A 13,600-nucleotide genomic window follows, 5' to 3' on the forward strand; every position below is an offset into this window, starting at 1 on the left:
TTCACGAGACCTTCACAGGGGGGCTTTTCCATGCGCAGAGGACACATAGCCGCCGTCGCGGCCGCGGGCGTGCTGACCGCGCTGAGCGCGGTCCCGGCTCACGCCACCGAGTACTCGTCGGCGCTCAAGATCAAGGGCATCCAGTACGACGCCCCCGGCCCGGACTCCAACAGCTGCTCCTCCGGCAACACCGACGAGGAGTACCTGACGATCAAGAACTACTCTTCGACCGCGACCGTGAACCTCAAGGGCTACGTCGTGAAGGACGCGACCGGCAACAAGTTCACGTTCACGAGGAGCCACTCGCTCCAGCCCGGCGACTACGTGAAGCTGCGCGGCGGCCACGGGACCGACTCGGACGCGAAGAACGTCGTCTACCGCAACAACTGCAACTTCATGTGGAACAACCCCGGGGACACGATCTACCTCTACAAGCCTTCCGGCACGCACGCCGACACCCACAAGTACACCAAGAGCGCCAACGACCCGGACGGCAACGGGTACATCACGTACCACGGCTGAGCAGGTCGCGTCCACTCACGACGGCCAGCGCGGCGGTCAGCGCGACCAGGGCCGCCGCCTGGGCCAGGACACCCACCCGCAGCGTGCCGGGCAGGACGTCGAGCCACGGGTAGACCGCGGTGATCCGGACCGCCAGGAGGATCAGGCCCAGTGCCGCCAGGGCCGCGGCCTCCCCCGCCGCGGGGCCGCGACTGCCGCGGCCCACTCGGTACAGCAGCCAGGCGAGGGCCGTCACGAGGTAGCAGGTGACGAGCGCCCACGCGGTGTCGACCCCGTCGGGCAGGACCACGACCGAGCCGCCCATCAGCACACAGCAGGCGGCGAAGACCAAGCCGGGCGCGCCCACGGGAAGGCGGGCCGGGGGCGCGTCGCGGTGGTGCGCCGCGCACAACGCCAGCGCCGAGGACCACGCCAGGACGGTCGCCGCCACGACATAGGCGGAGTCCGAGGGCGCGAAGTCGAGCGACCACAGCTCGACCAGCGGCCAGAGCGTGGGCAGCGCCGCGACCAGCGCGGACACCTGGGCGAGCCGGCGGTGGTCGCGCAGCAGGGCGAAGTAGGCGACCGTCCACAGCAGCGGCAGGAACCACTGGGCGACCGCGCCGGCACCGGCCCACACGCCGTGGCCGGTGAAGCCGTCGGTGAACAGCGCCCACTGGCTGCCGCCACGGGTGGACGCCCAGGTCAGCCCGAGCACCCGGTCGGCCACGGCGGAGGCCGCCTGGAGCAGGACGGCGAAGAGCGCGAAGAGGCGGACGGCCGAGCCCAGCACGGCGTAGCGGCGGGGCGCGCTCCCGGCGCCGAGCCTGCTGCGGACGGCCAGCGCGACGATGCTCCCCACCTCGCCGAGGGTGGGGCGGCTCTGGTCCTGGGTCTCCTGGTCGACGTCCCAGAGGTAGGTCTCGACCATCTCCTCCTCGCGCTCGCGCCGGTAGTAGGCGGGAAGCAGGCGCAGGACGGCGCGGTAGCGGGTCTCCAGCAGGGTCGTCATGCCAGCCCTCCGGCGAGTCCGGGACCGGCGACGGGCCCGTCGGTCGTTCCGGATGTGCGCCCCGGGGCCGGTCCCGGCCTGCGCTGTCCCTCGGCGATCCGCTTCTTCGCGGCACTCGCCCCGGCGGCCAGCCGCTCCGCCTCCGCGGCCAGGGCCGCGGTGCCCTCGTCGGTGAGGCGGTAGTAGCGCCTCAGCCGGCCCTGCTGGACCTCCTCGCGGTCCAGCACGATGAGCGCGTCGGCGGTGAGCCGGTCCAGTACGCCGTAGAGGGTGCCGACGCGCATCTGCACAGCTCCCTCGGACAGTTCCTCGACCTCCCGCAGGATGCCGTAGCCGTGCCGCGGCTGGTCGGCGAGCGCGGTCAGTACGAAGAACGCCGCCGGTGTCATGTTCCTCGATGCCATGAACAGGAATATATCGGCTCCCGATATATTCAGCGAGCCGAATCACGCGATCCGGTGGACACGACGAACAGGGCCGGCCCCAATGCGGATGGTGGGCCGGCCCTGTTCGTGGGGTCATTCTGGCCTGCGGAGCGCGAACAGGGCACAGGTGAAAGGAGGTTGCTCTGTGTGGACCTTGTGCGCCCCGTGTGCGCGTGCCCTGTCCGGCTGCCGGACCCCGCCTGGCCCGGACGGGCCGGCGGCGACGATACTTGGCCGTGGCACGCACCACCCCCTCCCACAGATGGACCCATGTCAAGCACTCCCACGGCAGACTCCACAGCACCTTCCACCGTCTGGCTGGCCCGCGGCCGCCATCTCGGATCCGACGCGGCGGACGTCCTGCGCCGAAGTCTCGCGCAGCACAAGGAGAGCGCGGTCATCGACGACTTCAAGGAGCCGTCCGGGCCCGACGACGCCCCGGAGCGGATCTTCGAGGCCCGCTGGCGGGTCGGGGACGAGGTGACCGTCCGGGCCCGGCTCTCGCTGTCCGCCGTCTCCAGCGGCAGCCAGGAGTGGGTGCTGGCGGCCGAGGCGGAACAGCCCTGGGATCTGCGCTGGCCCTCCCCCGCGACCATGTTCTGGCCCGAGAGCGACGACGTGTTCTGGGACCGGGACGCGGCCACGGGCCTGCGCCTGCGGGACCTGAGCGTGCTGCCCGAGGAGGACAAGGAGGTACGGCGGGTGCTGCGGCAGGCCGTGCGCGGCAGCTGGGCCGTGCAGGTCGTCGTGCACGAGGCCATGACCCCCGGCCAGGGCGGCCGCCGGCCCCTGGCCGACATGCTGCCGCCCGGCCTGCGCCACCGGGTCGTCGAGCACCGGGCGCTGCCGCATCAGCTGCGGGTGCTGAACTGGGCCGTGAAGGAGTTCGGCGTGGAGGTACCGCGCGGCGGTGCCGTGGTGCTGCCCGGGACGCCGGTGCCGCCCGGCTACGACGGCCAGGACTTCGCCGTACGCACGGTGTTCCTCGACGGCTCGGAGCCCACCGAACTGCTCGCGACCGTGACGCGCTACGCCTCGATGCCCAAGCCGCTGCCCGCGGGGGGCGAGGCGGCCGTGACCGCGCTGCGGGAGCAGTGGCAGCTGCTGACCCTTCAGGAGGAACTCGAGCGCGAGCGCGCGCTGGTGGCGATGTACGCCGAGGCGCTGGAGGCCATGACCAAGTCCCGGGACCTGTACCGGGAGGCCGCCGAGCGGGCCAACGAGGCGCTGGCCATCTACCGCGAGAACGCCCCGGCAACACCCGAGACCCCGGCCGATCCGCAGGCCGGCTCGCCGTTGCAGCAGCTCTCGAAGACCTTCGAGCGCTGGAAGGGCACCCTGCGGCCGGCCGCCCGCGAGGAGGACCCGGACCAGCGGATCAGCTGAGGCGCGGAGAGGGCCGCGGCGGTGGATCAGCTGAAGAGCGGGAAGCGGTCCGCGTCGGCGCCGAGCGCGTGTCGGTCGGCGTCCGTGAGCGGCGCGCGTCCGGTCGCTACACGGGCGTAGTGCTCGTCGCTCCAGTCGAGGGGCAGCGGCCGGCCGAGGAGTCCGTCGAGGGTGGCCCGGACCGCGACCAGCCCTTCGGGTGCCGGACCCGGCGCGTCCGGCAGGTCGGTGACCAGGTCCAGGTGGTGGATCGTGGCCTCGACGGCGAGGGTGGTCACCAGGTCGGCGGCGGTCAGGACATGCCCCTGCGTGCGGACCCGCAGCGCCGCCTGAGTGCCGGAGGCGGCCCGCACGGTGGCCGCAGCGGTCTCCAGGTACAGGTCGCGCAGCTGGCGGAAGTCGAGGAACATGCCGGCGCTCACTCGGCTCCAGCGCCGCCCGTTCGCCGCGCCGGCGGGGTCCGGCGCCCAGTCCCGCCAGTAGGTCACGGCGTCCCGGTCGGGCGGCCCCGGCGCGGGTGTGTGCAGGGCGACCAGAGCGCGCTGCGCGTCCCCCGTGCAGTGGAAGACCAGGTCCCGCACGGCCCAGCCGGTACAGCCCGTGGGCCGCCAGGACTCCTCGTCGCCCAGGGGACGCACTACGGCCGCGAAGGCCCCGTAGGCGGCACGCAGTACGTCGGCGTTCATGGGCGGCAGCCTAGACGGGCCGTATCACCCGGGGGACGGGATGTGTCAGAGGGCCGACTGTGGATACGCGGTGGGCACAGCACCTCCGCCCGTCCGGAAGGTCACCGTCATCATGAGCGGCCAGAACGACCCCGGCTCCACCTGCTCCGAGACGACACTCACGGTCAACGGCAAACCCCACACCCTGCTCGTCGACCACCGGCGTGTCCTCCTCGACGTGCTGCGCGAGGACCTGGAGCTGTGGGGTGCCCGGAAGGGCTGCGACCACGGCCAGTGCGGCGCCTGCACGGTCCTGGTGGACGGACGCCGCGTCAACAGCTGCCTGCTGCTCGCGGTGGCCCTGGACGGCAGCGAGGTCAGGACCGTCGAGGGCCTCGCCGGCGACGGCGAGGAACTGCACCCCCTGCAACGGGCCTTCCTCGACCGCGACGCCTTCCAGTGCGGCTACTGCACCCCCGGCCAGCTCTGTTCGGCGCTCGGCATGCTCGACGAGGCCGCCGCCGGGCATCCCTCGCGCGTCACCACCGATGTCCCCGCCGGTTCTCCCGTGCCGCTGGACCGCGACGAGATCCGCGAGCGGCTCAGCGGCAACCTGTGCCGCTGCGGCGCCTATCCACGCATCGTCGACGCGGTCGAGGACGTGATCCCGTGAAGACCTTCGACTACGTACGCGCGGCCTCCCCCGAAGAGGCGGCCGAGCTCTTCGCCGCCCGCCCCGGCGCCCGCTATCTCGGCGGCGGCACCAACCTGGTCGACCTGATGAAACTCGGCGTCGAGCAACCGGGCGCGCTCGTCGACGTCAGCCGTCTGCCCCTGGACGAGGTCGAGGAGCTGCCGGACGGTTCGCTGCGCGTCGGCGCCACGGTCCGCAACAGCGACCTGGCGGCCCATCCGGCCGTGCGCGAGCGGTACCCGGTCCTCTCCCAGGCGCTGCTCGCGGGCGCCTCGGGGCAGTTGCGCAACGCGGCCACCACCGGCGGCAACCTGCTCCAGCGCACCCGCTGCCCCTACTTCCAGGACGTCTCCAAACCCTGCAACAAGCGCGCCCCGGGCAGTGGTTGCGGGGCCCGCGAGGGCGTGCACCGGGACCACGCGGTGCTCGGGCACTCCCCGCACTGCATCGCCACCCACCCCTCCGACATGGCCGTCGCCCTCGCCGCGCTGGACGCGCGTGTCGAGCTGTACGGCACGGAGGGCGCCCGGAGCGTGTCCGTGGCCGACTTCGTCCGGCTGCCCGGGGCCCATCCGGAGCGGGACACCGAGATCGCGCCGGGCGAGCTCGTCACCGGGGTGCTGCTGCCCGCGGCCGGTGCCGGGCTGCCGTCCGCCTACCGCAAGGCCAGGGACCGGGCGTCGTACGCCTTCGCGCTGGCCTCGGTGGCGGTGGTGCTGCGGGTGACGGACGGGGTGGTCGGCCACGCCGGGATCGCCTTCGGCGCGCTGGCACACCGGCCGTGGCGGGCGCAGCGGGCCGAGCAGGCGCTGCTGGGCGCCGCACCCACCCAGGCCGCGTTCGAACACGCGGTCGACCTGGAGCTCTCCGCCGCGGAGCCGCTGCGGGACAACGCCTACAAGGTGCCGCTGGCGCGTTCGCTCGCCGTGGACGTGCTGACCCGGCTCGCCGCGGCCGCCAGGACCTGAGGAGGACGCCATGGACGCCACCACCCGGGCTGCGACCGCCCCTGCCTCCTCGCCCGCGCTGGGCGCTTCCGTCGAGCGCCGCGAAGGGCGCGAGAAGGTCACCGGCACCGCCCGCTACGCGGCCGAACAGCCCTCTCCCGGGCGTACCCACGCCTGGCCGGTGCCCGCCTCGATCGCCCGGGGACGGGTCACCGGCATCGACACCTCGGCCGCCCTCGAGGTGCCCGGGGTCCTGGCCGTGCTCACCCACGAGAACGCGCCGCGGCTCTCCGAGCCGGACGATCCCATGCTCGCCGTCCTGCGCGACTCCCGTGTCCCGCACCGGGGTTGGTTCGTCGCCCTGGTGGTGGGCGAGACCCTGGAGGCCGCCCGCGCCGGTGCCGCCGCCGTCCAAGTCAACTACGCCGTGGAGGACCACGACGTCACCCTCACCGCCGACCACCCGGCGGCGTACGCCCCCGAGGAGGCCAACGACGGCTACCCGGGGACCCGTGAACTCGGCGACCCCGAGGGCGCGTTCGCCTCCGCCCCGGTCCGGATCGACGTCGACTACCGGGTGCCGCCACTGCACAACCACCCGATGGAACCGCACGCGACGACGGCCGAGTGGCAGGACGGCCGGCTCACGGTGCACACCTCCACCCAGGGCGCCACGACCATGCGTACCGTCCTGGCCGGCCTGTTCGGCATCCCGGAGGATCACGTCACCGTCCACGCGGAGCATGTGGGCGGCGGTTTCGGGTCCAAGGGCACACCCCGTCCGGACGTGGTGCTCGCCGCCATGGCGGCGCGGCACACCGGCAGGCCGGTCACGCTGGCGCTCCCCCGCCGCTTCCTGCCGTCCGTCGTCGGACACCGGGCCCCGACCCTGCACCGGCTGCGGCTCGGCGCCCGCCCCGACGGGCGGCTCATCTCGCTGATCCACGAGGTCACCACCCACACCTCGCGCATCAAGGAGTTCGTGGAGCAGGCCGCCGTACCGGCACGCGTGATGTACGCCGCCCCCGACTCCCGTACGGCACACCGGGTGGCGCCCCTCGACGTGCCCACGCCGTCCTGGATGCGGGCTCCCGGCGAGGCTCCCGGCATGTACGCCCTGGAGTCGGCCATGGACGAGCTGGCCGGTGAACTCGGCATGGACCCCGTGGAGTTGCGGATCGTCAACGAACCGGACACCGAGCCCGACAGCGGCAAGCCCTTCAGCAGCAGGCATCTGGTGGAGTGTCTGCGCGAGGGCGCCCGGCGCTTCGGCTGGGACGGACGGGACCCGCGGCCGGGCTCCCACGTCGAGGGCCCGCTGCTGGTGGGCTCGGGAGTGGCCGCCGCCACGTATCCCGTGCTGGTCCATCCGTCCGCGGCGGCAGCGCGGGCACTGCCCGACGGGACCTTCCTGGTAGGGATCAACGCGGCCGACATCGGCACGGGCGCCCGGACCGTACTCGCGCAGATCGCCGCTGACGCGCTCGGTGTGCCCGTGGACCGGGTGCGGACCGAGGTGGGCAGCACTCATCTGCCCGCCGCGCCGCTGGCCGGGGGCTCCTCGGGCACGGCGTCCTGGGGCTGGGCGGTGCACGAGGCGTGCGCCCGGCTCGCGGAGCGCCTGGCCGGGGGGCCGGTGCCCGCGGAGGGCTTGGAGGTCCGTGCCGACACCGCAGGCCAGGCCGACGCCGACAGCCCCTACGCCCGGCACGCCTTCGGCGCGCACTTCGCGGAGGTCGCCGTGGACACCGTCACGGGTGAGACCCGGGTCCGCCGGCTGCTGGGGGTGTACGCCGCGGGGCGCATCCTCAACTCCCGTACCGCGCGCTCCCAGTTCGTCGGCGGGATGACCATGGGGCTCGGGATGGCGCTCACCGAGGGCAGCACGATGGACGCGGCGTTCGGCGACTTCACCGAGTCGGACCTGGCCTCGTACCACGTGCCCGTCCACGCCGACGTGCCGGACATCGAGGCGCACTGGATCGACGAGGACGATCCCCACCTCAACCCCATGGGCAGCAAGGGCATCGGCGAGATCGGCATCGTGGGGACGGCTGCCGCGATCGGCAACGCCGTCCACCACGCCACCGGCACCCGCATGCGCGAACTGCCCCTCACCCCGGACCGCGTGCTCGGCGGCATCGGGAGAGGGGCAGTGCCCCGCGGTTTCTAGCGGCTTACAACGGCCGGCCGCCGCAGGGGGCTTGGGCTTCAGCGGCCGGCAACCGCCGGCGTGCTTCGGCTACGGCGTCAGCTGTGCGTCCGCCCGCTCCCGGGCCGGTCCCTCCGCGGACCGCCGGTCCGCCGGGGCCCGCTCCGACCGGGTCGGCACCGCCAGCTGCACCACGAGCGCGGTCAGCGCGGCCAGGGACGCGCACACCGCCGCCGTACCGGCGATCCAGGCCGGGGCGAGCGGCAGCTCCAGGGCCTGGGACAGCCCCGCCGAGCGGAAGCGCCCGTCGAGGAGCTGGCCCGCGGCCACCCCGGCCGGCAGGACCACCCCGAGGGCGAGGAGCGGCACGGCGGGCCGGATCGCCAGCAGAAGGGCCAGGACGGCACAGAGCGCCGAGACGCCCAGGGCGAACCCGTACACCCGCAGCGAGGCCCCGTCCCGGTGCGCCGGGAAGCACAGCACGGCGCACACCAGCAGGGCCAGGGCGGCGAGGCGGCCGGGCCAGGCCGGAGTCCGCGCGGGCCGACGGGGCGTGGGGGGATGCGGCGGCGGCGCCGGGAGCACGCTCGCGCCCGGCAGCTCGTACTCCGGCGGCGACTCCGGTGCCAGGAGCGGCACGGACGGCTGGTACGACGGCTGCGCGGGGCGCTCCTGTGCCAACCTGCCGATCAGCTCGACGAGTTCCTCGACGGGCCGTCCGGTCGCGGCCGCCCGCACCGCCTCCTGACCGCAGTGGGGTTCCAGCTCGGAGCGGTTGAGCAGGGACACCAGACGGGTCACCTCCTCCACCGGGCGGGACTCGGCGGCGGCGCGGATCGCCTCGTCGGCGCTGTCCGGGTCGCGGGGCGGCCGGGTGAGCAGGGAGACGAGCCGGGTGACGTCCTCCACGGACCGGTCCACACCGACGGCTCGGAGGGCCGCGGCCGTGGCCTGCGCGTACTGGGGCGACTGTTCCAGCAGGGTGATGAGGTGGACGACGTCCTCCAGGGGACGGTCGGCCACGGCGGCACGCACCAGGTCGCCGACGGTGTCGCCGTACGACGGATCGATCGGTATGGCGGGGTCGTTCGGGCGGGGTGCTGACGGGCCGGTGGTCATGCTTCTGCTCCAGACACAGGGTGCGGTCGCTGCTACGCGCCCCCGTCGTGCGACCGCGACATTGAGGTCTCCATTCGTAAGCGGGTCCACGACGGCGTGCCACTCGGATGAGCCACGGGTGTGAGAGCCGCCGTCGGCGGGCCTAGGGAGGCCGGATGGGGGAATCCGTCAGACAGCGCTGCGTCGAGCGCCCCGAGGAGGAGGTCGGCCCGTGGATTCGACCACAGCACTGATCGTCGTCGTCGCGGTGCTCGCGGCGCTGGCGCTGGCGGTGGCCGTGGGACTGCTGGTACGGCTCGTCAGGACCCGGCGCGGGCTGCGCCGGGCGGGGCTGCCCACCGGGCCCCGCTGGGTGTTCTGGGGCGCGCTGCTCTACCTCGTGCTGCCCACCGATCTGGTGCCGGACCCGGTGTATCTCGACGACATCGGGGTCCTGCTGCTCGCGTTGCGCACGATGCGTGGTTCCGCCGCCGACCGGGCGGCCCTGCAACTCGGTGAGGACGACCGGGAGGCCTCGCGCCGACCGTGATTACGCAGTGTAAGGAAACCAACCACCCGTTCGATTCGTATAAGTCTCTGGGAGCCGAAGGAAGTCGGTGACCCGACGGCGTCGTGGGGAGACGGCCGTCCGCTAGCAGCAGTACCGGCGAGGGAGAGACGATGCAACCGTTCGCGCTCAACTACGCACGCCCGGCAGCGGCGTTGGAGGCGACCACTCCGTACGTCTACGACTCCGGGCGGCAGTTGAACGTGCTCATGGACGGCCGGGTCGCGGCCCGCGACCACGCCCTGATGCGGGAACTGGGGACCACCACCTCCACGGCGGGCTCCAAGACTCACTTCGACGACTGAACACAGGTCGACACTGATGACCGTGTTGATTCTGACCTGCGAAGAGGATGTGACGGCCGACATGGTCGTGGTGCACCTCGACGCCACGGGGGTTCCGGTGGTCCGGCTCGATCCGGCCGATCTCACCGACGGGGTCGCGCTGTCCGGCGAGTACGTGCACGGCCGCTTCCGCGGCCATCTGTCCGCCGGTGGACGCCTGGTGGGCATCTCCGGGCTGCGTTCGATCTGGGTCCGCCGACCGGGCACCCCGGCGGCCAGGGCCGCCGTGCCCTCGGAGTGGCTGACCGAGGAGTCCGGCCAGGCGCTGTACGGCATGCTGCGGGGCAGTGACGCCCGCTGGATGAACCATCCCGACGCGGCCCGCCGGGCCCGGCACAAGCCCTGGCAGCTACGTCTCGCCCAGCGCTGTTCGTTGCCCGTGCCCGCCACGATCGTGACAACGTTTCCGCAGGCCGCCCGCGAGTTCGCCGAGCGCTACCCGGATCTGGTGGTCAAGCCGGTCTCCGGCGCCCATCCGCAGGATCCGCCGCGGGCGGTGCCGACCAGCCGGGTCGCTCCGGACACCGACTTCGCGGCGGTCGCGTTCGGCCCGACGCTGCTCCAGCGGCGGGTGGCCAAACGGGCCGACATCCGCCTGACCGTCGTGGGGGAGACGATGCTGGCCGCCCGGAAGGCCACCGGCCCGGACGACGAGGTGGACGTACGGTTCGCCCGGTCCGCCTCCTCCTGGGAGCCGGTCGACGTCCCGCCCCGGGTGGCCACGGCGGTCGGCGAGTATCTCCGGGCTGCCGAACTGGCCTACGGCGCGTTCGACTTCGCCGAGGACGGGGACGGGACCTGGTGGTTCCTGGAGTGCAACCAGTCGGGGCAGTTCGGGTTCATCGAGGTGGAGACCGGTCAGCCCATCGCGCGCAGCATCGCCGCATGGCTGGCCCGGCCGGGACCGGAGGACCGCTCCGCCGCCGACGGGGCCGACTCGGCGGTGAACTGAGGCCGGGTCAGTAGGGCCGGGGGGCGGCGGGCGGAAGTGCGGGCACCCAGCCCTGGCCGGGCTGGGCGGGACGCTCGGGGGCGGGCGGGGACATCAGGGACTGGTACGGCCGCATGACGTACTCCAGTTCCCTGCGTACGCGCTCGGCCTCCCTGCGGGTCAGAGCGGGGACGTCGCCGCGTTCGGCGACGAGTCGGTCGTAGATGGGGGAATCCTGGAACACCCGTCAACGCGCCTTTCGTTCTCACGGCCCACGCGCGTGGGCACGGCTGCCGAGTCTAGGCGCCCCCACGCACCGACGTGCGAATTACGGCGTCGGGCTTGACGGTCCGGAGGCGCTCATGCGCCCGTGGTGGATCCCGGGCGGACGATCATCAGGACGGTCACGGTCGCCCACAGGAGGTTGAAGACACCGGTGAACATGGCGAGTTGAACGGTACCGCGACGCTCGACGCTCCCCCGCCCGGTCAGTTCCTCGAGGAGTTCGCCCTGCCGGGGCAGCACGAAGGCGGCGAGGACACCGGCCGCAGCCGCGGTCAGCGCCATGGACGCGGTCAGCCACCCGTCGCCGAGGACACCCATCGCGGCCCCGGTGGCGACGCCCAGGACCGGGACGGCGATGCCGACACCGGCGTAGACGCGGCAGATGCGGTGCAGCAGACGGACCGTGCCGACTCCGGTCGCCTCCTCGTGGGCCCGGCGGACGGCGGGCGGGAACATGCTGGCCGCGACGGTCACCGGCCCGACGGCGACGATCGCGGCGAGGACGTGCAGGGCCAGCAGGAACTTGGTCATGGGGTGGGGTGTCCTTCTCCGGTGCGGTCGGCGGTGCCCGATCACCCTAGGAACCCGCGGGACGATCACACAGCGGCAGAAACGACAGCTTCCAACGGGTTCCCGCCAACTCCACCGGCAGGGCTTCGCTGCAGTTCTCGCTGGTATGCGGCTCTGGCGGGAATCCGCCTATCGTGGCGGGCATGCATTCCGTGGTGATCCTGGCTCTCGACGACGTGGTGCCCTTCGACATGGCGGCGCCCATGCAGGTCTTCGACTGGACGCACCTGCCCGACGGCCGCCCCGGTTACCGCGTCCGCCTGTGTGCGGAATCACCCGAGGTACGCGCGGACGGCGGCTTCTCCCTGCGCGTCGAACACGGACTCGACGCTCTCGCCGAGGCCGACACGGTCGTCGTACCGGGCCGCTCCCCTGCGGCCGGACCGCCGTCAACGCGCGTCCTGGCCGCACTGCGGGACGCGGCGGCGGCCGGGACCCGGATCGCGTCCGTGTGCGTGGGCGCGTTCGTGCTGGCCGAGGCGGGACTCCTGGACGGGCTGCGCGCCACCACCCACTGGGTGGCCGCGGAGGAGCTCGCGCGGCGTTTTCCCGCCGTCGAGGTCCGGCCCGACGTGCTGTACGTGGACAACGGTCAGATCCTGACCTCGGCCGGCGCGGCCGCTGCCCTCGACATGTGCCTGCACATGATCCGCCGGGACCTGGGCTCGGCCGTCGCCGCGCACGCGGCCCGGATGTCGGTCATGCCGCTGGAACGGGAGGGCGGACAGGCCCAGTTCATCGTGTCCGACCATCCGCCGGTGCCGCGGGGTTCGACGCTGGAGCCGGTGCTGGAGTGGGTCGAGGACAACCTGGCCCAAGAGATCACCCTCGGGGCGATGGCGGCGCGGTCGGGGATGAGCGAGCGCACCTTCAGCCGCCGGTTCCGTGAGCAGACGGGCAGCACACCCCTGCAGTGGCTGCTGCGGGCCCGGGTGCGGCGCGCCCAGTACCTGCTGGAGAACACCGCGCATCCGGTCGAACGGATCGCGCGGCAGGCGGGGTTCGGCTCCCCGACGGCCTTCCGGGAGCGGTTCCGCCGGGTGGTCGGCACCACTCCGCAGTCCTATCGCGCGGCCTTCCACGCGAAGGACGCGGTCCCGGCGGCGGCCCGTTCCTGACCGCCCGCCGGGTCCGGCGTCAATGGGCGCTGCGCTTCCGGGCTGGGCCGTTCGTTCCCGGGCGCGGCGGCCCGGGTTCCTCAGACGGCCAGCGGCAGGCCGCTCTCCCCTTCGGGGTCCGTACGCCCCACGGTCGGCAGCAGGGCGTCCGCCCTGGCCACCGCCTCAGCGACGTCGGTGGTGCCCATCATCACGCACAGTGAGTAGCTGACGTCGTCCAGCTCACGGGCCGTCGCCGGCCTCTCCCGCTCCGCCTGCGCGATCCTCAGCGACGCGTAGCGGGTCAGCAGCGTTCTGACGGCCTTCGGGTCCGGCACGAGCACGAAGTGCCCCTCTCTCGATTTTTCGCTGCGTATGCCCGGTCTGGCCCGGACCAATCCCATCGGACGCCGCTCGGCACGCAATTGGCGCAATACCGTGCGACCGCACCCGCTTCCCCGAGGGGTCGCAAACCGTTGGACAAGGGGCATCCCTCGCACCATGAACGGTATACGCCCATGAACCGCTCCGCAGGACTCCTCAGTGCCCTCTACCTCGCCACGACCACGGGCCTCGTCTGGACGGCGGCCCTGACCCTGCGCGACGGCCCGCCATGGGCCGCGTGTCTGTTCGCGGCGGCGAGCCTGGTGCCGGTGATCGCCGTCGTGCGGGAGTGCGTGATCTGCGACCAGCGGCAGACTCTGGCCGAGATGCGCAGGACCGCGGCCGCTCCCGGCGACCCCGGCGCGGAGGCGGCCGACGCGATCGTCCGCGCCGAGCTGGAGACCGCGTGCTGCGAGCGCTGGTGGACGAGCTGCGGCACCGACCACGACTCGACGTGCCCGCGCCGGGTGCCCCGCAGCAGCGCGGCGTGAGGGCCGCTCGGGTCAGGCGGGCTGCCCGGCGTGAGGCGCGGTGCAGGCGC

17 protein-coding genes are annotated in these 13,600 nt (G+C 73.2%); 10 read left to right on the forward strand and 7 right to left on the reverse strand.

The features are described from left to right. Positions 1-30: 30 nt before the first annotated feature. Positions 31-522, forward strand: a complete 492-nt coding sequence (locus H295_RS0107250) for a lamin tail domain-containing protein (protein ID WP_028809145.1) — start codon at positions 31-33, stop codon at positions 520-522. Here H295_RS0107250 and H295_RS0107255 read toward each other — a convergent pair. Together H295_RS0107255 and H295_RS0107260 are read right to left on the reverse strand one after the other, a co-directional pair. Further along, the gene (locus tag H295_RS0107255) at positions 506-1,513 is read right to left on the reverse strand and encodes a hypothetical protein (RefSeq protein ID WP_020134678.1); all 1,008 of its coding nucleotides are present in this window, start codon (positions 1,511-1,513) and stop codon (positions 506-508) included. The genes H295_RS0107250 and H295_RS0107255 overlap by 17 nt on opposite strands. Beyond that, positions 1,510-1,902, reverse strand: a complete 393-nt coding sequence (locus H295_RS0107260; protein ID WP_020134679.1) for a PadR family transcriptional regulator — start codon at positions 1,900-1,902, stop codon at positions 1,510-1,512. Before H295_RS0107260 ends, H295_RS0107255 begins: the two co-directional genes overlap by 4 nt. A gap of 306 nt (positions 1,903-2,208) precedes the next feature. Between H295_RS0107260 and H295_RS0107265 the strand changes: the two genes are divergently transcribed. Next, entirely contained in the window at positions 2,209-3,324 is a 1,116-nt protein-coding gene (locus H295_RS0107265) for a hypothetical protein (protein ID WP_020134680.1), read from the forward strand. A gap of 26 nt (positions 3,325-3,350) precedes the next feature. Here the strand turns inward: H295_RS0107265 and H295_RS0107270 are convergent, their stop codons facing one another. Then, entirely contained in the window at positions 3,351-4,010 is a 660-nt protein-coding gene (locus H295_RS0107270; RefSeq protein ID WP_020134681.1) for a maleylpyruvate isomerase N-terminal domain-containing protein, read from the reverse strand. A 112-nt stretch (positions 4,011-4,122) separates the two neighbouring features. On the opposite strand from H295_RS0107270, the gene H295_RS0107275 reads away from it, so the two are divergent. Genes H295_RS0107275 through H295_RS0107285 form a run of 3 tightly spaced genes read left to right on the forward strand, consistent with a single transcriptional unit; the run spans position 4,123 to position 7,803 of the window. After that, complete coding sequence (locus H295_RS0107275) at positions 4,123-4,662, forward strand: (2Fe-2S)-binding protein (protein WP_028809146.1); 540 nt, start codon at positions 4,123-4,125, stop codon at positions 4,660-4,662. Continuing rightward, positions 4,659-5,651 carry an FAD binding domain-containing protein gene (locus H295_RS0107280; protein WP_020134683.1) on the forward strand — a complete coding sequence of 331 codons (993 nt, stop codon included), beginning with the start codon at positions 4,659-4,661 and terminating at the stop codon, positions 5,649-5,651. Before H295_RS0107275 ends, H295_RS0107280 begins: the two co-directional genes overlap by 4 nt. Before the next feature lie 10 nt (positions 5,652-5,661). After that, positions 5,662-7,803, forward strand: a complete 2,142-nt coding sequence (locus H295_RS0107285) for a xanthine dehydrogenase family protein molybdopterin-binding subunit (protein ID WP_020134684.1) — start codon at positions 5,662-5,664, stop codon at positions 7,801-7,803. Positions 7,804-7,872: 69 nt separating this feature from the next. Here H295_RS0107285 and H295_RS0107290 read toward each other — a convergent pair whose 3' ends face one another. Continuing rightward, positions 7,873-8,901: a hypothetical protein gene (locus tag H295_RS0107290; RefSeq protein WP_020134685.1), complete on the reverse strand. Its 1,029-nt coding sequence runs from the start codon at positions 8,899-8,901 to the stop codon at positions 7,873-7,875. Positions 8,902-9,112: 211 nt separating this feature from the next. Here H295_RS0107290 and H295_RS0107295 point away from each other — a divergent pair, with 211 nt between their 5' ends. The 3 genes from H295_RS0107295 (at position 9,113) to tgmB (ending at position 10,744) form a co-directional block, all read left to right on the forward strand. Then, positions 9,113-9,430 carry a YkvA family protein gene (locus H295_RS0107295; RefSeq protein WP_020134686.1) on the forward strand — a complete coding sequence of 106 codons (318 nt, stop codon included), beginning with the start codon at positions 9,113-9,115 and terminating at the stop codon, positions 9,428-9,430. 131 nt (positions 9,431-9,561) lie between these two features. Next, positions 9,562-9,753: a putative ATP-grasp-modified RiPP gene (gene tgmA, locus H295_RS0107300; protein ID WP_020134687.1), complete on the forward strand. Its 192-nt coding sequence runs from the start codon at positions 9,562-9,564 to the stop codon at positions 9,751-9,753. Between the two features lie 16 nt (positions 9,754-9,769). Next, positions 9,770-10,744: an ATP-grasp ribosomal peptide maturase gene (tgmB, locus tag H295_RS0107305; protein WP_020134688.1), complete on the forward strand. Its 975-nt coding sequence runs from the start codon at positions 9,770-9,772 to the stop codon at positions 10,742-10,744. 7 nt (positions 10,745-10,751) lie between these two features. Here the strand turns inward: tgmB and H295_RS0107310 are convergent, their stop codons facing one another. Both H295_RS0107310 and H295_RS0107315 read right to left on the reverse strand, forming a co-directional pair. Then, positions 10,752-10,967: a hypothetical protein gene (locus tag H295_RS0107310; RefSeq protein WP_020134689.1), complete on the reverse strand. Its 216-nt coding sequence runs from the start codon at positions 10,965-10,967 to the stop codon at positions 10,752-10,754. Between the two features lie 116 nt (positions 10,968-11,083). Beyond that, positions 11,084-11,539 (reverse strand): membrane protein, encoded by a 456-nt coding sequence (locus H295_RS0107315; RefSeq protein ID WP_020134690.1) that lies wholly within the window; start codon positions 11,537-11,539, stop codon positions 11,084-11,086. A gap of 182 nt (positions 11,540-11,721) precedes the next feature. On the opposite strand from H295_RS0107315, the gene H295_RS0107320 reads away from it, so the two are divergent. Continuing rightward, on the forward strand, positions 11,722-12,696 hold the full coding sequence (locus tag H295_RS0107320; RefSeq protein WP_020134691.1) for a GlxA family transcriptional regulator: 975 nt from the start codon (positions 11,722-11,724) through the stop codon (positions 12,694-12,696). 80 nt (positions 12,697-12,776) lie between these two features. Here H295_RS0107320 and H295_RS0107325 read toward each other — a convergent pair whose 3' ends face one another. Then, on the reverse strand, positions 12,777-13,019 hold the full coding sequence (locus H295_RS0107325) for a DUF5133 domain-containing protein (RefSeq protein WP_020134692.1): 243 nt from the start codon (positions 13,017-13,019) through the stop codon (positions 12,777-12,779). Between the two features lie 174 nt (positions 13,020-13,193). Here H295_RS0107325 and H295_RS0107330 point away from each other — a divergent pair, with 174 nt between their 5' ends. Beyond that, positions 13,194-13,550, forward strand: coding sequence for a hypothetical protein (locus tag H295_RS0107330; RefSeq protein ID WP_020134693.1), 357 nt, complete (start codon positions 13,194-13,196; stop codon positions 13,548-13,550). Positions 13,551-13,600 lie beyond the last annotated feature (50 nt).

Source organism: Streptomyces sp. 351MFTsu5.1 (genome assembly GCF_000383655.1).
Classification (GTDB): domain Bacteria; phylum Actinomycetota; class Actinomycetes; order Streptomycetales; family Streptomycetaceae; genus Streptomyces; species Streptomyces griseorubiginosus.